Annotated in this window: 16 protein-coding genes; 6 read left to right on the top strand and 10 right to left on the bottom strand. The window is 45.5% G+C overall.

Annotated features, from left to right (window positions below):
* Positions 1–223, top strand: a 223-nt coding sequence (locus tag KOE27_RS29555) for a hypothetical protein (protein ID WP_215242423.1), incomplete at its 5' end; no start/stop codon positions are given.
* On the opposite strand, the gene KOE27_RS29550 is transcribed toward KOE27_RS29555, so the two are convergent.
* Positions 186–644 carry an ATP-binding protein gene (locus KOE27_RS29550; RefSeq protein ID WP_215242422.1) on the bottom strand — a complete coding sequence of 153 codons (459 nt, stop codon included), beginning with the start codon at positions 642–644 and terminating at the stop codon, positions 186–188. The genes KOE27_RS29555 and KOE27_RS29550 overlap by 38 nt on opposite strands.
* 94 nt (positions 645–738) lie before the next feature.
* The gene (gene istA / locus KOE27_RS29545; RefSeq protein WP_215242421.1) at positions 739–2,217 is read right to left on the bottom strand and encodes an IS21 family transposase; all 1,479 of its coding nucleotides are present in this window, start codon (positions 2,215–2,217) and stop codon (positions 739–741) included.
* A 108-nt stretch (positions 2,218–2,325) separates the two neighbouring features.
* Here istA and KOE27_RS29540 point away from each other — a divergent pair, with 108 nt between their 5' ends.
* The 4 genes from KOE27_RS29540 to KOE27_RS29525 are packed head-to-tail and all read left to right on the top strand — an operon-like array spanning position 2,326 to position 7,595.
* On the top strand, positions 2,326–3,477 hold the full coding sequence (locus KOE27_RS29540; protein ID WP_215242420.1) for a TIGR04141 family sporadically distributed protein: 1,152 nt from the start codon (positions 2,326–2,328) through the stop codon (positions 3,475–3,477).
* Positions 3,477–3,680, top strand: a complete 204-nt coding sequence (locus tag KOE27_RS29535) for a hypothetical protein (protein WP_215242419.1) — start codon at positions 3,477–3,479, stop codon at positions 3,678–3,680. The genes KOE27_RS29540 and KOE27_RS29535 overlap by 1 nt, the downstream gene beginning before the upstream one ends.
* A 15-nt stretch (positions 3,681–3,695) precedes the next feature.
* Positions 3,696–6,650, top strand: coding sequence for a type I restriction endonuclease subunit R (locus KOE27_RS29530; protein ID WP_215242418.1), 2,955 nt, complete (start codon positions 3,696–3,698; stop codon positions 6,648–6,650).
* 51 nt (positions 6,651–6,701) lie between these two features.
* Positions 6,702–7,595 (top strand): restriction endonuclease, encoded by an 894-nt coding sequence (locus tag KOE27_RS29525; protein ID WP_229253060.1) that lies wholly within the window; start codon positions 6,702–6,704, stop codon positions 7,593–7,595.
* Positions 7,596–7,847: 252 nt separating this feature from the next.
* Here KOE27_RS29525 and KOE27_RS29520 read toward each other — a convergent pair whose 3' ends face one another.
* The 3 genes from KOE27_RS29520 to KOE27_RS29510 are packed head-to-tail and all read right to left on the bottom strand — an operon-like array spanning position 7,848 to position 10,676.
* Complete coding sequence (locus KOE27_RS29520) at positions 7,848–8,858, bottom strand: ABC transporter permease (protein WP_215242416.1); 1,011 nt, start codon at positions 8,856–8,858, stop codon at positions 7,848–7,850.
* Positions 8,812–9,819 carry an ABC transporter ATP-binding protein gene (locus tag KOE27_RS29515; protein WP_215242415.1) on the bottom strand — a complete coding sequence of 336 codons (1,008 nt, stop codon included), beginning with the start codon at positions 9,817–9,819 and terminating at the stop codon, positions 8,812–8,814. The genes KOE27_RS29520 and KOE27_RS29515 overlap by 47 nt, the downstream gene beginning before the upstream one ends.
* A gap of 5 nt (positions 9,820–9,824) precedes the next feature.
* The gene (locus tag KOE27_RS29510) at positions 9,825–10,676 is read right to left on the bottom strand and encodes a COG1470 family protein (RefSeq protein WP_215242414.1); all 852 of its coding nucleotides are present in this window, start codon (positions 10,674–10,676) and stop codon (positions 9,825–9,827) included.
* Between the two features lie 317 nt (positions 10,677–10,993).
* Here KOE27_RS29510 and KOE27_RS29505 point away from each other — a divergent pair, with 317 nt between their 5' ends.
* The gene (locus KOE27_RS29505; protein ID WP_215242413.1) at positions 10,994–11,443 is read left to right on the top strand and encodes an Hsp20/alpha crystallin family protein; all 450 of its coding nucleotides are present in this window, start codon (positions 10,994–10,996) and stop codon (positions 11,441–11,443) included.
* Between the two features lie 129 nt (positions 11,444–11,572).
* Here KOE27_RS29505 and KOE27_RS29500 read toward each other — a convergent pair whose 3' ends face one another.
* The 5 genes from KOE27_RS29500 to KOE27_RS29480 form a co-directional block, all read right to left on the bottom strand.
* Positions 11,573–13,135, bottom strand: coding sequence for a SusD/RagB family nutrient-binding outer membrane lipoprotein (locus KOE27_RS29500; RefSeq protein WP_215242412.1), 1,563 nt, complete (start codon positions 13,133–13,135; stop codon positions 11,573–11,575).
* An 18-nt stretch (positions 13,136–13,153) separates the two neighbouring features.
* Positions 13,154–16,210, bottom strand: coding sequence for a SusC/RagA family TonB-linked outer membrane protein (locus KOE27_RS29495; protein ID WP_215242411.1), 3,057 nt, complete (start codon positions 16,208–16,210; stop codon positions 13,154–13,156).
* A 399-nt stretch (positions 16,211–16,609) separates the two neighbouring features.
* Positions 16,610–17,362 carry a hypothetical protein gene (locus KOE27_RS29490; protein ID WP_215242410.1) on the bottom strand — a complete coding sequence of 251 codons (753 nt, stop codon included), beginning with the start codon at positions 17,360–17,362 and terminating at the stop codon, positions 16,610–16,612.
* 268 nt (positions 17,363–17,630) lie between these two features.
* Positions 17,631–18,506 carry a subclass B3 metallo-beta-lactamase gene (gene bla / locus KOE27_RS29485; RefSeq protein WP_215242409.1) on the bottom strand — a complete coding sequence of 292 codons (876 nt, stop codon included), beginning with the start codon at positions 18,504–18,506 and terminating at the stop codon, positions 17,631–17,633.
* A 116-nt stretch (positions 18,507–18,622) separates the two neighbouring features.
* Complete coding sequence (locus KOE27_RS29480) at positions 18,623–19,753, bottom strand: winged helix-turn-helix domain-containing protein (protein WP_215242408.1); 1,131 nt, start codon at positions 19,751–19,753, stop codon at positions 18,623–18,625.
* Positions 19,754–19,790: the final 37 nt, after the last annotated feature.

Genomic DNA, 19,790 nt, shown 5'->3' with positions numbered 1-19,790 from the left:
GTCGAATTGGCCATACCTTTTTACACGATTGGTTCGTGCCAAAAATATGGTTGATTCTACAGCATTTTCTAATCTCTCAGGTGGTCAGTTTACTCCGGAATCAGGTGGTCAGTTTGATCCGAAATGGGGTGGTCAATTTCGCCCGGAACAGGTGGTCAGTTTAAACCGAATTGGGGTGGTCAGTTTCACCGAATTTTCCATCCATCCGCCTTGGCCATTTTGAGTTTGGCAAACAATTTGGGAGTACTGGCATACATTACGCGGTAGCCAAGTATACATGCCTGATGACCAATCGCAGATGCTACATAGCTTTTACCGATTCCGGTACTGCCTGTGATCAGTAGGTTTTCATTTCGGCCAATAAAGGAGCATTCTGCTAGGCGCATGATCTGATTACGGTCAATACTTCTATCAGCATGATAGTGGATATTTTCGACCATGGCCTTATAGCGGAACCGTGCGTACAAGATCTGGCGTTCGACCCGACGGTTATTTCTGTCATCCCATTCAGCGTCAACTAGATGAGCTAAAAGCTCATCCGCCGTGTAATCATTAGTCTTTCCACTTTCCAGGCTACTTTTAAAGGCATGGAACATGCCGTAAAATTTTAGCTTGCGTAACTTTTCCAAAGTGTTTGTGTTCATTTTTATTAATTGTTTAAAGGATTATTGATAATAGTCTTCGCCTCTGATATTATCGTGTTTGGGCATGGGTAATTCGTCTGCAAACAGGCTGTCTTCATATTGATCCATATTTTTTTTCCAGTATAGTCTGGATTGTTTTATAGTTGTAGATACCATAGCTTAAAGCCCTTTGGCACGCGCTGATCAGGCGTTGTTCACCAGCTTTCTTCGCAAAAGAGAGGATACCAATACAGGAGCGGTAGGCCTGTTCGGGATGCTGTTTGCGATCCAGGATTTTAAGAATATACAACCTGACATCTTCATGGATCGAGGAAGCCCACTCCAAGAATCGATCTGGTGTCCAGTCTGTTACGAAGCGGTGTGTACTGGCCAGATGTTCTTTATCGGTAGAATAATTATAGGGACTTTTAAGCCTTTTATGAAGGGCGATACGTTCGTAATGATAATATGCTTCAACCACAGAATTGGAATACAACAACTTGACTTTCTTGCCGATAAACCGGTATGGGACACTATAATAGTGCTTGTCAACGCTCAGGCAGACATGTCCGTTCTTCATTACAGTGGCATGTAGCTGTTTTTTGAACTCATAATGCAGGATCGGAAGCGGGGCCAGAGCACTGCGCTCAATTTCTTCAAACTGGAGTCTGCGACTGTAATTACGGCCCCGAAGCAGTTGGTTATTATGAGCCTCGAGAGCAATCAATATAGCTGCGTTTAACTCTGTCAGTGAGTTGTAAACCTGCTTTCTTAAAGGCGCATAAATACGGCTGTAAACGATTTTGACAGCACCTTCCACCAACGCCTTATCTCTTGGCCGGTAAGCGCGTGCAGGTAATATCGTAGTCCCATAATGATCAGCAAAATCGGCAAAGGCCTCGTTCAGCGTAGGTTCGTATTTATTGCTTTTTATAACAGCAGCTTTAAGGTTATCCGGAACAATTGCTGCCGGCACACCACCGATATAATGAAGTGCATTCTCGCAAGCTGCGATCAGATCTTCTTTTTGCTGGCTACTGACTGCTTCCACGTAAGTGAGTTGACTCGCTCCCAGGATAGCCACAAACACTTCAACCTCAGTTAATTCACCAGTCTCTTTATCTACAATACTTAATTTAACACCTGCAAAATCGATGTACAGCTTATCGCCGGCCTTATGGTCCTGATGCATCACAGGGTTAACGCGGGCCTTCCATTTGGTCAGATGAAAGCAAAACTGGGTATAAGCAAATCCTTCCGGAAATTCCTTTTTATAGGCTTCCCAAAGCATATGACGGGTAACACCTGTCCGTTTTAATTCTTTGTCTATTTGCGGAAAACAACGTTGCAGATTCAACAATCTGTCTTGCGGTGGCTGCTGTTTAACCGTTCCGAAAAAGTCATCCAGCTCTTTATCATTCAGGCTGTTGATCTGTTCAAAGGTAAGTCCGCTCGCATCAAAAGTGGTCATGTACTTCTTAGCGGTATTGCGGGAAACACCTGTCTGTTCCGCTATCCAGAGCTTGCTGCGGCCCTGGCTGTACATCCGTAAAATCTGTCTTATTTTGCTCATGCTGATTGTCGAATTGGCCATACCTTTTACACGATTGGTTCGTGCCAAAAATATGGTTGATTCTACAGCATTTTCTAATCTCTCAGGTGGTCAGTTTACTCCGGAATCAGGTGGTCAGTTTGATCCGAAATGGGGTGGTCAATTTCGCCCGGAACAGGTGGTCAGTTTAAACCGAATTGGGGTGGTCAGTTTCACCGAATTTTCCAATCTAAGCAGAATCCAACGGTTGATTTGAATCTGATAAGGAAACTAGACAAGTCAGATACAACTCTTATTGAAAGCCTCAATGAGCAGGTTTTAAAGTACCTTTTCGAAGAATACCAGGGGAAAAGCACCGGGATTAATTTTGAGATTTGCCATAAAGACTTTGATAAATTTTATGATTGTGATTCGTATCAATTAAGTTTCCGAATAAATAAAAGGCAACAAATTCTCATGGTTGAGGAGTTGTCCAATTTCGATTCTTTTTGCGAGATTCTCCCCGATCATGAGAAAATTTCTTCCAAGGAGGATTTTGAGAAGTTTGTAAGGGCGGCAGCGATCACTAGTCTATACGGAGACGGTAAGGAGGTGACGTTTGGAATGCTCGAAGATCATTTATGTGCCGAGATGGTATTTCATGGTCAAAGTTACTTCCTAGTTAACAGTGAATGGTATGTTATTAAAGCGAATTTTATTAAACAACTTAATGATCAAACGCAAGATTTCGTAAATCTGAATGAGATTTCAGGTTTACTAAATGTGTGGAAATCCATTGATAGTGAAAATAAATTTAATGCTAGCCATCTCAATAATAAGAATACCCTTGTGTTCGATAAGGTTTGTCCAGAGAATATCGAGGTATGCGATATTTTAAAATGGGACGCAGACTGCGTTTATTTTATACATGTAAAGAAGGGGTTTGATAATGAAATGCGAAATCTATGCAGACAAGTTCAAATTGCCGCAAGGAGAGTTAGCGAGGATTTACGAACAGATAAGAGCTTCTTACGTAGCCAGTATAATACTTTGAAATCTATGACCGCGAAGACAGCTTATTTTAAAGCGGCTCAGATGCAACTTACTAGTATTTCGCCTGATTCCTATATTAGTACATTTGATGGTAAGAAGCCTGTTTTTGTGTTAGCGATGTTAGATAAGTCGAGACGGAAACGCTCTCTGACGAACATCAGAGACTTCGAATCAAACATAGCCAAGTTTTGCCTAAATGAGCTTGTGAAGGACATGCGCTCATTAGGGATGGACTTTAAAATTTTACAAATTAAGAAGCCAAGTAAGTAATGCCACACATCACCGAGTCCGAAATAGAACAAATAGCCCTCGAAATCCTAAACGCAGATTTAGGTTATGAGCTTGTCTATGGTCCGGATTTGGCCGAAGGTGCTTCCAAGGAGCGTGAATACAGCGAGGTCATATTAAGGCAGCGTTTGCAAAAAGCGATTGACAAGCTCAATCCTAAGTTACCGGCGGACGCACGGGAATAGGCTTTGAAAAAAGCGATGCGTACTTCCAACTTGCTACTCTTCGAAAACAATGAAGCCTTCCACCAGATGCTTACGGATGGAATCGATGTGAAATTCAGCATTGGCGACGGCAAAACAAGAACGGATAAAGTTTGGCTTGTTGATTTTGGAGCACCGGAAAACAATGAGTTTCTGGCTGTGAATCAGCTTACGATTGTAGAAAATCATGTCAACAAACGGCCTGATATTGTGCTGTTTGTGAATGGTTTACCGCTTGTTGTTTTGGAAATTAAGAATGCCCCTAACGAAAAAGCGGATATCAGGGCGGCTTTTAACCAATTGCAGACTTACAAGCAGGTAATTCCTTCGCTGTTTACCTATAATGCATTTATGATTGTGACCGATGGCTGGTTTGCGAAAGCCGGTACATTGAGCAGTGATTACAGCCGTTTTATGGAATGGAAAACCGCCGACGGAATCAATATCGTCGATACGGAAACCACTCCGGAAATGGAACCCATGTTACAGGGTTTGCTGAATAAGAAAACACTGCTGGATGTGATCCGCCACTTCATCGTTTATGAAAGAGCAAAAGAACAGACGATCAAGAAAATTGCCGCCTATCACCAATACTATGCAGTAAACAAAGCCATAGAAAGCACGATACGCGCATCTGCTGTTCCTGCATTTAATTCCTTCGCGGAGCCGCCAGCTAAATACGGAAAACAGGATGTTACGGAGCAGTTTCCCGGAGATAAGCGCGCCGGCGTGGTGTGGCACACGCAGGGAAGTGGAAAGAGCCTGAGTATGGTGTTTTATGCAGGCAAGCTTGTGCTGGCACCGGAAATGAACAATCCAACGGTGGTAATCCTGACGGACCGGAATGATCTGGATCAGCAATTGTATGAAACCTTTACCGCCTGCTCGCAATTACTTCGCCAGACACCGGTACAAGCGGGAACGCGTGACGATCTGAAAAACCTGCTCAGCGTAGCATCAGGTGGTGTTGTTTTTACGACGATCCAGAAGTTTATGCCCGAGGAACAAGGCGGGAAATATCCGCAGCTCAGTAACCGCAGCAATGTGGTAGTAATCGCAGACGAGGCGCACCGCAGCCAGTACGATTTCATTGACGGTTTTGCCAAACACATGCGCGATGCTTTGCCAAATGCTTCGTTCATTGGCTTTACGGGAACGCCCATTGAAAAGGAAGACAAAAACACGAAATCTGTTTTCGGAAATTACATCGACGTATATGATATACAGCAAGCTGTAAAAGATGGGGCGACGGTAAGGATTTATTACGAAAGCCGCCTTGCCAAAATAGAGCTGAGCGAAGCGGATCAGGAGATACTGGATGCCCGGGTGGAGGAAGTAACGGAAGACGATGAGCTAACAGACAAACAGAAACGCTTTGCAAAATGGACCAGTAAAGAGGCAGTTTTAGGTAGTGAAAAGCGGCTTAAACAAGTGGCGCTTGATCTCATTATGCATTTTGAAACGAGAATTGAGTCCGCCGAGGGAAAAGGAATGATTGTGAGCATGAGCCGGAGAACCTGCGTGGAATTGCACAAGCAGATCATCCTGCTTCGTCCCGATTGGTATGACAGCGCCGATGATAAAGGTGTAATAAAAGTGATTATGACCGGCTCAGCGAGTGACCCATTGGATTGGCAGGAGCATATCAGAAACAAGCCGCGCAGAAAAGCCATTGGTGACAGGCTAAAAGATCCATCGGATCCATTGAAGCTGGTGATTGTACGGGATATGTGGCTGACCGGTTTTGATGCTCCCGTGCTGCATACTTTGTATATCGACAAACCCATGAACGGGCACAACCTGATGCAGGCTATCGCAAGGGTGAATCGTGTTTTCGGTGACAAGCCGGGCGGATTGGTGGTCGATTACATTGGCATTGCCCAGGATCTTAAAAAGGCGCTGGCGATTTATACGGAAGCGAACGGAAAAGGCAAACTCACCTTTGATCAATCAGAGGCTGTGGATAAAATGCTGGACTTGTATGAGATTGTGGTACAGCTATTTGGCACATTTGATTATCGCAAATATTTTGCTTTGCAGCCAAGGGAAAAGCTGAATTTCATCCTGGAAGCTTCCAATTACATTCTCGGCTTGAAAGATGAGGATGGGGTAACTGGTAAAAAGCGGTTTAATTATCATGTCGGGCGTTTGAGCCAGGCCTTCGGATTGGTAGGGACTACGGAAGAAGCGAAGGAAATCAGAAATGACCTTGCATTTTTTCAGGCTATCAAAGCCCGCTTTTCGAAATTTGACGAAAACAAAAAGAAAAAAAGTAATGAAGAAATTGAAACAGCAATCCGTCAGATCATCAACGATGCCATCATCTCCAATGAGGTAATTGATGTATTTGACGCTGCTGGAATCAACAAGCCGTCGATTGAAATCCTGAATGATGATTTTCTGGAACAGATTAAGGGAATGCCCCGTAAAAATCTGGCGCTGGAGTTATTGAAAAGGTTGTTAAATGACGAATTGAAAATGCGCTCTGCGACTAATCTGGTACAAAGCCGCAAGTTTTCAGAAATGCTTGCTGATGCTGTAAAGCGTTATCAAAGCGGGCTTATAGAAGCGGCGCAAGTGATGGATGAATTGCTTCAACTTGCAAAAGATATCAGGGAAGCCGATAAACGCGGAGAAAAGCTAAACCTGCGGCAAGATGAATTGGCTTTTTACGATGCATTGGCAGATAACCCGACAGCGGAGACTATTCTGGGTGACGACACACTGAAAGCCATTGCACATGAACTGGTCGACAGTGTGCGGAGAAACACAAGTATTGATTGGCAGCTAAAAGAAAGTGTTCAGGCAAAATTGCGTGTGCTGGTCAAGCGTATTTTGAGAAAGTACAAATATCCGCCGGATGATCCCGCAACAGGAGAATATAATGTGTCAGTTAATAAAGTATTAAGCCAGGCGGAACTGCTTGCTGATTTTTGGACCAATCAAGCCTAATTGACTAACTAAAGTAAGTTGCTGATGCCCATCCCAGACTACCAAACCCTCATGCTGCCACTACTCAAAGTAGCAGAAAACAAAAGAGAATGTACTTTAAAAGAAGCCATCGAAATTCTTGCCGATGAGTTTAATCTTACGGAACAAGAACGGACCGAATTGTTACCTAGCGGGCAGGCGTTTCTGTTTTCTAACCGCGTGGGCTGGTCGCGGACGTATCTTAAAAAGGCTGGATTGCTGGATTCTCACAAGCGAGGTACTATATCAATCACGCCGCGTGGCCTGGCCTTACTCAAAACAATTCCGGATAGGATTGATAACAAAACTTTAAAGCAATACCCTGAATTTCTGGAATTTCAGAACTATAAACGGGATGGCGAGTCAACTACGTCGATTGACGTAGCGCCTGAAACTGAGACTCAAACGCCGGAAGAAATAATCGATAATGCCTATCAGAGGATTCGTAAATCATTAGCTCAGGAGATTATCGACACGGTGACAAGTTTATCACCATCTTTCTTCGAGCGATTGGTTGTTGAGTTGTTGGTGAAAATGGGTTACGGTGGTTCTATCAAAGACGCGGGAAAGGCAGTTGGTAAAACCAACGATGAAGGAATCGATGGGACGATTAAAGAAGACAAGCTTGGTCTTGACATTATTTATATCCAGGCTAAGCGTTGGCAGGCAGGAAATACCGTAGGGCGGCCTGAACTGCACAAGTTTGTTGGGGCACTGGCAGGGCAAGGAGCTAAAAAGGGAATTTTTATCACTACATCTACATTCACTAAGGATGCGAGGGATTATACACCACGCAATGAGACTAAGATTGTATTGATTGATGGTGAGGAACTTGCTCAGCTCATGATTGACTACAATCTGGGGGTGTCGTCACAAAGAACTTATGAGATAAAGCGATTGGACGGTGATTATTTTGAGGAGGGGTAGGTATTCGTAGATGTTTCGATAGATTTATAAAGTATTCAAGATCAAATCGAAATATACCACCGTAGTGACGGCCAGACCCAAATTGAGGTAAAGTTTGAGCAGGAAACGGAAAAAAGCAATGTGCAAAATTTGCACATTGCTTTTTTCGGACAGGCCGGTCAAATACAATAGCCAAGATGTAGTAATTTCAGTGCATGCTCTATATCTCAGCCCGCATAAGCTGATTTGCCAAAATTTGCGATCTCCGAACCACTAGCTTCTGATTTCTCTTCGCATGAACAAGTAATAAGAATAGGCAAAGCAAAGAAAAGTGGCGGCTACCAGTCCCGACAATTGGGGCCATACGACCATCAGGCTGTCCATAAACCGAAGGGGCGAGGGGATAGCACCCGCCATTTGTTCCATGGTCATCGGGCCCAGGCTTCGTACCGAGGGCATCAGCAAGGTGGTGGTGGCATCGGAAAACAACTGGCTTGGTGCCAGACGGAGTATGTTCAGCATCATTTCATTGTAGCCGACCAGGTCTGCCTCCGTTTGGATGCTCTGCCTGGGAATAACAGCGCTGACTGCCAAATTGACCACAATCTGGTAAAATACGGTAAAGAATAGCCACACGCCGATCGCTGCGAGCGCGGACGTCGCCGTTTGTTTGAACGCAATCGAAAACAAGATCGACAAGCTCAGCCAAAACCCGACATAGACAATGGCCAGGAGGGTGAAGGTGAAAATTCGGAGCACCTCCGTGGGTTCGATCAACACGCCGGTGATCAACAGGCCTGCACCAATCATGAGCAGGACGAGCGTAAAAAAGAGGGTGCCTACGACGATCAGCGCACTGACGAATTTTGCCAGGATCAGGTTGTCGCGGTAAACGGGTTGAGCCATGAGGCGTATCAAAGTGCCGCTGTTCTGTTCGGCATTGATTGCGTCGAAACCCAGTGCGATCCCGAGCAAGGGGCCCAAAAAATTAAGGAATACATGAAACGGCGGCATCGTGCCGTCGGTACTGGTAAGCAATTTCAGGTAAAGAAACGTGCTGTCCGGGTCCTGGGTATTGGATACGACACCTCTGATGTTGCTGAGCGAAACATACAAAGCCCCGAAAAAGGTGAGCGTCAGCAAGGCGAGCAGCAGAACAAGCCGCCAGCTCCGGATATGATCGGTCACTTCTTTATCGACCACCACCCGGAAGGTGGTGGTGGGATTCGCGGCGGGCTCACTTTTTACTGATGTACCTTTTGAAAATGCTGCGAGACTTTTCATTGGCATTGTTTTCAATTTGATGGTTGTCAAAATATTTCTGGTAGATCTCATCAAGTCCGAACTCCCGCTTGTGGACGCCCATTACATCAAGGCCCCTGGCAACAAAAAAACGAACCATGTCGGGGATAACTTCCGGGGCACACGCGATCTGTACGAGGTTTCCGGCCATGCGCACCCCTCGAACGTCGCGGATATTTTGCAGTGCTTCAAGATGCTCCCAGGAGGCTGGCAGGGGTTCTCTTACCGTCATGTCGACCGAGTAGGAGTCTTCTGCGAAAAGGGTCTGTGAAAGCTGGTGGATATTTCCTTCCATCTGCATTTTACCGGCAGCAAAAATACCAACACGGTCACAAACCATTTGCACCTGGTGCAGATGGTGGGACGATAACAGGACGGTCAGCCCCTGCTCCTTACTCAGCTGGTGTATGAGCCCAAGAAAATCTTTCACGCCCGCGGGGTCGATACCGAGCGTGGGTTCGTCGAGGATGATTACCTCGGGCCGCTTGATCAGAACTTCCGCCAGACCCAGCCTTTGTTTCATACCGCGGGAAAAAACGGACGCCCTTTTATGTGCCGAGTCGCCCAGTCCGACCAGGTCCATCAGATCCAGCGCGCGCTGCCGGGCCTCATTTTCGGCAAGGCCGTTCAGTTTGCCGGTGTACACCAGGTTTTCAAGGGCAGTCATGCCATCGTAAAACCCGATGCTATCGGGCATGTAGCCTACTTTGCGTTTTACGAGAATGGGATTGCTCGTCGCGTCGATTCCACAAACCAGCGCCTTGCCCGACGTGGGTTCGGTGAGTCCGAGCATCATCAGGATGGTCGTCGTTTTTCCTGCTCCGTTCGGGCCCAGCAAACCGAATACTTCCCCCTTTTCGATTTTCAGGTTGAGGTCATCGACTGCCTTCAGAGAACCATAACGTTTAGTCAACCCCTTCAAATCAATGACAGGATTTTCCATATCGTTTATCGTCTGCCGTATTTTTTGATTAACCTGAATATCAAACCGATTGAAAGTAAAATGACGAGCACGCCCAGCCAGCCCGATAACAGGGAAGTTTTAACGGTGATCCGGAAAGCAGCATCGGCATTGGCGTTCTGGGTTTTGGCCGTGAACGTGGAGACATAGTCCCCGGCAATGGTTTTGTCGGGAACATGCACTTTGGCCGTGACATCGATAGAACCGGATGGATCTATACGTTCCACTTTGGCCGGCTCAAAGGTGACCTGCCATTTCGCTGGTGTCTGGGCGGACAGCTCCACGTTGGTAAGCGGCATGGTACCCGTGTTCCTGATGGTGCAGACGATCTCCTCCACGCTACCTTCGGTGACATTTTCGCTGAGGCGCCCCGATGGCGTGGTCAGTTCAATCTTGTACGCCCCCTTAAGAACCGCTTCCAGATTGAGCCGGAGCGTGTCGCCCGGCGAAACAGCCGTTACGGGAATAGCATACTTACCCGGCTTGGAATAGGGGCTCGCGCTCAGCTCTACGGATATTTCCTGCGATGCGCCCGCCTGCACCTGGACTGAGGTGACGGGGCTGCCCAGGGTGCGGAACGATACCTGCCAGCCGTCGGGCGCTTTCGCGTCCAAAGCATAGAACTTCGGCTGTGCGGCTCCGTTTTTCAATGTCGCCGAATACCGGAATGGTTCGTTAGCACTGGCCTCCAGATTAAACAGGTTGGTTTGAAACGAAGAGCTTCCGGCGGGTTTGCCCGAAGGCTGTGCCTGTGAACTTGCCTGAAGCGTGGCGGCGAAAAGAAAGCCGCAAATGGAATACGTGTTGTAGTTTTTGAAAATTGAATAAAAAAGAGACATAATTTAACAAACAAAAGTTATCACTAAGTTTCATCTATTAAAGAACTGTTGCAAAGCATCGTTTGGCCCTTGCACTCTTGTTGCCGCAAAAATAAAAAATGACTATATTTTTCAAAAATCAGTTCAATAAAATTTTTGATACTGTCAATTTTGTCAGTTTTCGCTAGTGTAAACCTGTCAGAAAAAATGTCGGAACCCTGAAAAAATTTCCGGAAAATCAGGCTTGGAACGCCCTTTGAATAATAGAGGCAGGCGGGCAACAAGTCCCGGCCGAAAGTTCATTACGCATTGTTTAACTTTTAAAAAGGAGGTTGATTATGTCACTCATCAAAAGGAACGGGCTATTGCCCACAGCTTTCCCGGCGCTGTTCGACGATTTCTTTGGCCGTGAACTTTTTAACTGGAGCAACAATAACTACTCCGCAACCAGCACGACGGTGCCTTTGGTAAACATCCGCGAGACAGATGATCATTTCGAAGTGGAAATGGCCGCTCCCGGAATGGACAAAAGTGATTTCAAGGTTGAGCTGGATGGCAACACGCTCACCATTAGCTCTCAAAAGGAACAGCGGCAGGCATCTGATCAGAATGGTTACAGCCGCAGGGAGTTCAGCTACCAATCTTTCCAGAGGAGCTTTGTACTTCCCAGGGACGTTGTCGATGTGGAGCACATCGCAGCCAGGTATGAAAACGGCCTGCTTCACCTGACCATTCCCAAAATGGAACAGGCAAAGCAAAAAGCCCCACGGCTGATTGAGATAGGTTAACCAAAACGGAGGGTTCTGCCTGGCAGGCCCTCCGTTTTTTTATTTTTTCGACTATGTAATAATGGATATTGTTTCCGAAAATAGAAGCAACAAATATCAAGTCGTCAGAAAGCGATCTCGGATTAGCCATCAAAAATTAGCCGCCTTACCCGTATCAAACCAAAGGCGGGTTGCGATATCGTCCTTCGCGCCGGCACCCATTTTGGTTACTGCATCCGCAACCGCAGCAGTATTACCCGTTCTTTCTGCGTTTACAAATGGCATTCTTTTGATAAATTCTCCGGCAGGAATAATTCCCCAGGTTGGATTGCTATCGTTTTTGGCTGCGGAAGGAATTTTCGGATAACCGGTCCTTCTGAAATCTACCCAAGACTCGAGCGTGTTGGTGAAGTTATTGAGGTACTTCTGCGTAATGATCTTCTCCAGTTTCAATTCTTTGGAATCCGTCTCGTCCCATGCTACCGTGATAGTCGAAAGAGCGGTAAAATTATTGCGGGCATCGACCGGATCCACATAATTAATGGGTTTGCTTGTTTTGTCAGCCAGATAAGCATCCACATCGCTGGCACCCCAGTCAGCAAAAGACAACTTTACGCCCGCTTCATAGTTGGTCTTTGGGTCACCCGCTCCCGCCCAGCCTCTAAGCCCGGCCTCAGCCTTGAGGAAGGCCACTTCCGCCGCTGTAAAATTCCGTCTGCTTGTTACGGTCTTAAAATCTGCACTTACTTTGGAGAAAGGAGTGCGATCCCCTTTATATTTTATGTAACCACCATTACGAATTCCTTTGTATGGAACTGAGGGGTGATCTGTATAGTAAGCTGGATTGGCTGCGGGAGCAAAATACTTAGAAATCCGACCATCCTTTAAACCCACCATAAAGGATTCCATTGCGGCGCCCATGCGGGTGTCGTCCCATTCATAGCAAATTTGGGCTACCGGCATGATATTTCCATTTAGCGAATTGGTAAAATTATCTGCGTTGGTGGTGATCAAACCAGCCGGATCCTTCAAAGCTTTTTCGCCCTGAATTTTCGCCTGAGTCGGATCCACTTTTGACAAACGCATGGCCAGTCTCAGACGTAAGGAATTGACCAATTTTTGCCATTGCGGGATGCTGCCGCCATATTGCGAGGGATCATAATCTTTGAATTCAGCATAAGTTTTTTTAGCATTAAAATCCGTCTGGATCGAATCCAGTTGTTTAAAAAAGAGCGGGTACAAGTCGGATTCTTTGTCATAAGGAATCGAATTTGCCGTACTACCGTATTGGGAATAAATGATTGGTCCGTGTATGGCGGTTAATTTGGACATGGATAAAATACGAACCAACTTCGCCCATGTAGCAAACAAGGGCAATTTGTTCTCCTGGGAGAGCCTGATCATTTGTGTTGTGGGTGACATAACGTTACCGTATTCCCGTCCCCAAAATGAATTCCAGGTGATGGTATAAGTGGTGTTATTAACATTCTGAAGGAAATCCGAAGGAGTGCCCATATATCCCAGCCAGTTGTCTGCACAGAGGTCTTCTTCGGTCTGATGCCCATTAAGCTGGGATATCACCAGGGGAAAACGAGGGCCAATCATCTGAAAATCCGGAACGGTTGATGGGTCTACTTCTGGTTCAACAGATGATTTTTTTTTACAGGCAGCAAATGCAATCAGAAAAATAAATGCGAAAATTATCTTTTTCATGTAAATGGTTTGATAGATTTAGAATGAAAACTTAAGGTTGAATCCGTATGATCTTGTTGATGGCATGCCAAACACGTCCGCGGATTGCAGCGCGTTGTTGGTGCTCATCGCCTGCTCAGGATCGAAAGGTGCTTTTTTGTAGAAGAAGAACAAATTCCTGCCTACAACGGAGATGGAGGCATCCTTAAACACAGGGTTTGCGCTTTTCTGTTTAAAGGAATAGCCCAGTACAAATTGCCCCAACCTTACATTTGTCCGGGAAAACACATAAGGCTCCATGATCTTATTTCTGTCACCGACTGCCGAATAATAGGTATACGGTTCGATCGAAGTAACAGCTGTGCCTTCGGGTTTTACCCCGTTGATAGCCATTTTTCCGTCGTCTCTCGCGGCCGCGGTTCTTTCACTCACGCCATAAGAATCCAGGAAAGCTTCCGTTTTAGACAATACGACTCCACCCAATTTCCCGTTGACAAGAACACTGGCAAAGAAGTTACGATAACGAAAGTTGTTGTTCCATCCCAGGAGGAATTTGGGATTTACATTGCCCACTTTTGTCTGCGTAGCTTCTTTGGTTGGAACGCCTCCGGTAGACAGAATAATCTGTCCGGCGGTGTTTCTGGCAAAGTGATAAACGTATAAATCATTTATCGAACCACCGGTTTTACTCAGCGAGGCAAAACCTTCATTATCACCACCTATCTGGTAGTTAGGGCGAGATGCAATCAACTCAACGATTTTATTTTGGTTCTGCGAAGTATTAAGTGAAGTATTCCAGGTGAAATGATCTGTGCGGAAAGCTTCAGCATTCAAGGTCAGTTCAAGTCCTTTGTTAGTGATTTTTTCGGCATTAAAATACATGATAGCCGCTCCCGACCCCTGAATTCCGGGCAAAACAAGAAATTGATTAGTACTCACACCATTATATACTGTAAACTCCAAACCCAGCCTGTTTTGGAAAAAATAGGCTTCAATCCCATATTCATTGGTAAGAACTTTCTCGGGTTTTAGCTTGGAGTAAGCTGCACGAGTAATTACGTTGAGACCACCTGTCCCACCTGGCCCGCCTGCCCCGGCAATCGTAATTAATGAGCCCTCAATGTTATAAGGTACTTCATTTGTTGCTTGTGACAACGAAGCTCGAATCTTCAGGAGTGATATCGCGTCAGGTAAATGAACCATTTGGCTGATGATCGCAGATCCACCAATCGATAGATTGAGATTCGACTGACCACCTATGTTGTCCTTAGTAGAATCCCATTCATTACGCCCAGCCAGATCCAAAAACAGAAAATCCTTAAATCCGACAGACAGGTTGGCAAACGCACCTTTTTTGCTGATTTTGCGGTAACGTGCGTCCTCGGTAAACATGATATTATAGGGCATGTTCGCAAATGTAAAGACGTTTGGGTACTGCAATGATACCGTTCCATTTTTGACTGTCATACCATCATAGTAAATGTTCTCCTGGTAACTGAGCCCGGCAAGTGCATTTAAACTGAGTTTACCAAAGCGCTTGTTGTAAGTGAAAATACCGTCAGTATAAATGGATTGATCTGTATATTTCGCGTAGTTCCAGGTACCGTTGGGGCTAACAGTTACCGGGTTACCCGCCGCTGCATAACGCTTATCGTCCAAAACATTGTTGTAGTCAATATTGCCCCTTACTTCAAATTTTAGGTTCTCCAGGATGTCGTATGAGATTTTCGCATTGGCAATGATCCTTTTGGAGGACTGGAGCTTTGGATTTTTGTTAATTTCCCAGTAAGGATTATTTTGCTTCTCTTCCGTCGAATACCAGTTCATCTTGTACAAGTTCCTGTTCGGATTGAAAATGGCGTAATTTTCTTTGTAATTATTGAAATCACGTTCTCTGGCGAATAAATACAAACCAGTCAGCGGGTTGTTATCATAACCCGCGCCTGGCCTGTTTCTGGACACCTCCGAGGACAGGATCACACCTGAGCTAATTGTAATCCTGTTATTCAGCAGCCTTGTGCTTTGTCTGAACGAAAAGTTATTTTTATGGTAACTGCTTGTTGGCATGACTCCCTTCGAGGAAACATTACCATAGGAAAAGTAAACATTTGTTTTGGCGTTCCCTCCACTAATTGACACGCCGTTTGCAGCTGTTACGCCTGTCTGGAAAAAGTCCTCAATGTAACCTTTCTGGTAGTCGTCTGATTTAACAACCGCTGTTCCCACGGGAGTCCAGTTATAATCATCACGGGCCGTTCCATAACGATACTGGAATTTGGGCAGACCGGATACCTGTTCGAAAACAGTACTTGAATTGAAGTTTACAGATACCTTGCCCTCCTTACCTTTTTTAGTTGTGATCAGGATCACGCCATTAGCACCCTGACTACCGTAAAGAACAGAAGCGTTCGCTCCTCTTAATACGTTGATGCGCTCAATATCCGACGGGTTGATCATAGAGAGACCATCTCCACCATCATTACCACCACCCCAAGTATCTGGCTGGCTACCCTTGTTGTTGACCATGGGAATACCATCGATCACATAAAGCGGTTCATTAGAACCCTGGAGTGATCTGTCTCCTCTTAGCACCGCCCTTGTGGAACCTCCGGCGCCGGAGCTGCTTACTTTGATGTCAAGACCTGCTATTTTACCACTGAGCGCATCGGCAAAATTTATTTGAGCAGCGCTGCGCAATTCATCACCGCTGATCTGCTGCGATGCGTAGGGCAGAGATTTTCGGTCTATTTGGACACCGAGCGCAGTAAAAACAATCTCATTCTGCATGTTAGCATCAGGCTCAAGCGCAACATTGACCGTAGTCATCGAACCGGTGACCGGAACTTCCCGGGTACTGTACGCTTTCATCGAAACAATCAATGTATCATGCGATGCCACACCCATAGAAAAATTACCGTTTGCATCCGAGCTTATGGCTTTGTCGGAGCCTTTTAAAAGAATAATGGCCCCGGATAATCCCGTGCCTCTTTCGTTAATGACTCTACCGGTGAGCTGTCGCTCCTGGGCATATACGTCAGGCAAAATGAGTACTATACCAAACAAAATGAGCAATCCTGCCTGTAGTTTTTTCTGCATATTCAATTTTGAAGTCTACTTTTCAGAAGTTGAGTTCGTTTAAAGGATTTTAGCATCAGGCTCGTCAACAATAGCATTGGGGATATTGTTGACGAGCCTCGTCTATTATAAAAAAAGAAATGGCAAGCAGCCACTGCGGTTCGCAGCAAAGATATATTTTAAATATCAAAAATCAGGCGCTTTACCGTTGTTAAGTCAAAGTCGGGTTACAAGGTTTCCAGTTGCACCCGTTCTTGTTTTTGTTGGCGCCGTATTGCTCGCGTTACACCTATTTTCCCCATCTATGGAATCCGTGGGTACGATTGTAGTTGTACCTGAATTTTAATTACCAGTTTTAGTCATGGGTAGTCAGGGTGCTGTATCCTACTTTGGTTGCTGGGAAACTGGGTGATGAACAATTTATGGTTCCGGCGTAAAGTTAAATTTAAAAAGACCCCAGTAGTTTGACTCCGTTATTTTCAGAGATGTTTCAGTCAGCTGGTGAATGTCATAATAGTATTTGTTGGGGTCAATTCGATCGGCGGTATACCAATAAATAATACGGTTGGCAATTTCCGGGTGCCATTTCCAATGCATAGTGAGCCCCGCGTATGAGGTGCCGGAAGTTGTCAGCCCTGATCTGATCACATAAATTCCTGTGTCGTAAAATTGTACAGTAGACTTACCCACGTTTCTAACGGAATCTATCCCTGCTTCTTCACTCAGCATGTTCCAGTAGCGGCACAGGAGTGTGGTTTGTTCCGTCGTATCAATAGCCGCTACCCTGTTTGCGCCCGACGCCACTTTTTTGCTATTGGAATAAAGCTCAAAAGTGATCCCCTTCCCATTATCCTTAAAGTTAGCAATTTTACCAAAGCTGTTGAGTGTTATTTCTGAACTGCTCACGACGGCATATTTATCCGTTATAACGCTTTTACTGGCTATGGAATGGAGTGTATAGGAGCTATCTCCCCGTAGTTCGATCCAGGATTTACCGCCCAAAATCCTCAGATTTTCGGTCTGAAATTCCCATTTGCCGATGATTGCCTTTTTTAAGGATTCCACTTTTGTGCCTTCGTCCGGAGCTACACTTACCCCGTCACTTGTTATACAGGACAACAGCCAAATAGGGAAAATGAATATTGGAATTACCCTTAGTAATTCTTTTTTCATGATTATTAAAGTTTAGTTTTTTAGTATAAAGATGAATACTTATGAATTCTCATTACTACAAGCGCTTTTGTATTGCAGCTTTCCCTGGCCATCACAGGCCACTAGGTGTTTCCCCGTTCCTCACGGTTTTATATCTCGGATGTTTTTTCAGGAACTATACGGGTTGGATACCCGCTAGCTCCAACCGGAGCATCTATGCTTTTTGATTTAAATTTACATGGTGAAATCCTCGAAAAAGATTTCAGACTGAATGATATTATAAACCAGCCTATTCCTGTAATCTCCGGTTGTAGGTCGCTTCAATTTCGGACAGTATTTTGTCGTAATCCTTGCGGCCATAAAAGGCTTCCGGGCGGTAGGCCTGGCCGGGTTTGTGTTTTTTGTGCAGATTAAACTGACTGCCGTGGGAGGCAACCCAGATATCGAACTGCTCTTTTTTCATCACCTGCAGCGTATAACCATAGTCTTTCCCTACCTGCTGATATCCGGGCATGCCCGAAAGCTTTGTTTCGCTCAGGATGGTCGGAATGTTGGCGATCAGGATTTTGTAAGAGCGGTTCTGGTCTTTTACCGTCAGCGCAAAACTGCTTGCACCGGGCGTATGTCCGGGATGGTGCAGGAGTTTCAAGGAGGTATCTCCCAGTTTTATGATTTCCTGGTCTTTTAATACGCGATCGGGCACTACTGGTGCAAAGCTGGCCCCATATTTGCCAAGGACAGCATCCGAACTGCCGCCGTCTTTCATTAGCTGCACATCCGCCTCCTGAATCATTAATGTGGCACCGGTGGCTTTTTTAATCGCGGCCATTCCTGCAACATGGTCGTAATGCGCGTGGGTTGCCAGTAGAATGCGGATATCGGAAAACTTAAAGCCCAGGGTCTCCACATTTTTTTTGAGCTGCCCTACAGACTCTTCCAGTCCTGTGTTTATCAATAGGTGCCCTTCTTTGGTTGTAACTAAATAACTCGCCAGGTCGTCGGTTCCGACATAATACAGGTTCCCGGCAATACGGAAAGGGGGGTAGTCTTTTATCCATTCGTCCTGTTTGAAGGGCAGTTTGTACTCCTGCGCAACACAAAGGAGCGGCATGTTAGCTAACGTCAGGGAGATAAGTACCTGGAGCGTTTTTTTAATTTTAAACATAGTGAAAGGAATTAGCTGCGAAGATATGCCGTGTTCTTCATTTATCCAGTCGAGAAGCCCGTGATTTATAAAATTTGTGTATTTGAAATAAAAAGAATACTCGCAAACTTTTTATTTCAAATAATCTGTCGTTCCGGTATCTCCAGCTTATAACCCTTCCCATGAACATTGGTTATTCTCAGCTCAGGATCTGGGCTTAATTTCTTTCGAAGTTTGGATACAAACATGTCCAGGCTGCGACCAGTGAAAACTCCTTCGTTGATCCAGACTTCCTGGAGGAGCGTTTCGCGGGGGATCAGTTCCCCGAAATTTTTGTGAAGTAATTCCAGAACCTTACATTCTTTGTCTGTGAGACTAATCACCTCGCTTCCTAAAAGCAAACGCTGCCCTTTTACGTTAAATAAGAAACTTCCGAGTGCAGTCAATTCCGGGACGGGCTCTTTCCTTAAAGCGTAATTCTGATTCTGCCCCGGCCCCTTTTTAACATATTTACCAAAATGCCCAATGAACAAGGTCATAACCAGCAGTATAAGAATGCCGCTGTAAACCACATAGATTAATGGATAGTCAAAGGCTGTCGTGACCGATTCTTCAAGTCCAGGATTGATTCCCCTCGGATCGGTTTTAACGGATTTGAGTTCCTCTGTTCCTTCGCCGAAGGTGGCCGTTTTGAATTCTTTAGCTTTGGGGCCAACAACCTGAGTACCCACTTTGACGGATGCAGTCAGCTGGTCGTTGTCAGCTTTCTCCTGTTTTACGTTCGCATAAAAATCCGGGAAGTAAAATTCGATGGTATAACAACCTGCCGGTTGCCTTCTGCCACTGCAAGCTAGGACGTCCGGAGAGGTATTATTTACCTGGAAACCATAGACGATGCCGCCTTTGAGGCAATCTTGTACCGTAACGGTGTAACCGGAAGGAAACTGTGTTTTGGGAAGCAGGCTCCGTGACAGCACCATGAGTGAGTCATGGTTAAAAACGAATTCCTTTTCGAACCTCAGCAGAAACGTGCCTTCTTTAATTTCGGTAACAGGTAATACACGCGAGGTTGAGTCGCCTGCCTGAAGCAGTAGCCTATGGCCCGTTTGGCGGATCATGAGGTTCACTTGTTTCGCCCTTGAGTCGCGGCTGGTATGTGCTGTGAATGACGAGGTGATAAAAAAAATAGTAAGTATCATCGCGGTAATGCCGGAGCGCACCACCCACCGTTTTGTGAAAATGCCGGTAACAGCAGAATTTACACGCATTTACATTTCTTTTTACAATTGATTTACAAAGAGCAGC

This window comes from Dyadobacter sp. CECT 9275 (assembly GCF_907164905.1).
GTDB lineage: Bacteria > Bacteroidota > Bacteroidia > Cytophagales > Spirosomataceae > Dyadobacter > Dyadobacter helix.
Note: the sequence above shows the minus strand (reverse complement) of the source record. Positions and strands in the feature narration are given on the sequence as shown.

Coding starts and splice junctions, on each gene's coding strand:
- KOE27_RS29500 (WP_215242412.1), bottom strand. CDS start 13,135: ATGAAAAAGATAATTTTCGCATTTATTTTTCTGATTGCATTTGCTGCC.
- KOE27_RS29490 (WP_215242410.1), bottom strand. CDS start 17,362: ATGAAAAAAGAATTACTAAGGGTAATTCCAATATTCATTTTCCCTATT.
- KOE27_RS29540 (WP_215242420.1), top strand. CDS start 2,326: ATGGGGTGGTCAATTTCGCCCGGAACAGGTGGTCAGTTTAAACCGAAT.
- KOE27_RS29480 (WP_215242408.1), bottom strand. CDS start 19,753: ATGCGTGTAAATTCTGCTGTTACCGGCATTTTCACAAAACGGTGGGTG.
- KOE27_RS29525 (WP_229253060.1), top strand. CDS start 6,702: ATGCTGCCACTACTCAAAGTAGCAGAAAACAAAAGAGAATGTACTTTA.
- KOE27_RS29505 (WP_215242413.1), top strand. CDS start 10,994: ATGTCACTCATCAAAAGGAACGGGCTATTGCCCACAGCTTTCCCGGCG.
- istA (WP_215242421.1), bottom strand. CDS start 2,217: ATGGCCAATTCGACAATCAGCATGAGCAAAATAAGACAGATTTTACGG.
- KOE27_RS29515 (WP_215242415.1), bottom strand. CDS start 9,819: ATGGAAAATCCTGTCATTGATTTGAAGGGGTTGACTAAACGTTATGGT.
- KOE27_RS29520 (WP_215242416.1), bottom strand. CDS start 8,858: ATGAAAAGTCTCGCAGCATTTTCAAAAGGTACATCAGTAAAAAGTGAG.
- KOE27_RS29510 (WP_215242414.1), bottom strand. CDS start 10,676: ATGTCTCTTTTTTATTCAATTTTCAAAAACTACAACACGTATTCCATT.
- KOE27_RS29535 (WP_215242419.1), top strand. CDS start 3,477: ATGCCACACATCACCGAGTCCGAAATAGAACAAATAGCCCTCGAAATC.
- KOE27_RS29550 (WP_215242422.1), bottom strand. CDS start 644: ATGAACACAAACACTTTGGAAAAGTTACGCAAGCTAAAATTTTACGGC.
- KOE27_RS29530 (WP_215242418.1), top strand. CDS start 3,696: ATGCGTACTTCCAACTTGCTACTCTTCGAAAACAATGAAGCCTTCCAC.
- bla (WP_215242409.1), bottom strand. CDS start 18,506: ATGTTTAAAATTAAAAAAACGCTCCAGGTACTTATCTCCCTGACGTTA.
- KOE27_RS29495 (WP_215242411.1), bottom strand. CDS start 16,210: ATGCAGAAAAAACTACAGGCAGGATTGCTCATTTTGTTTGGTATAGTA.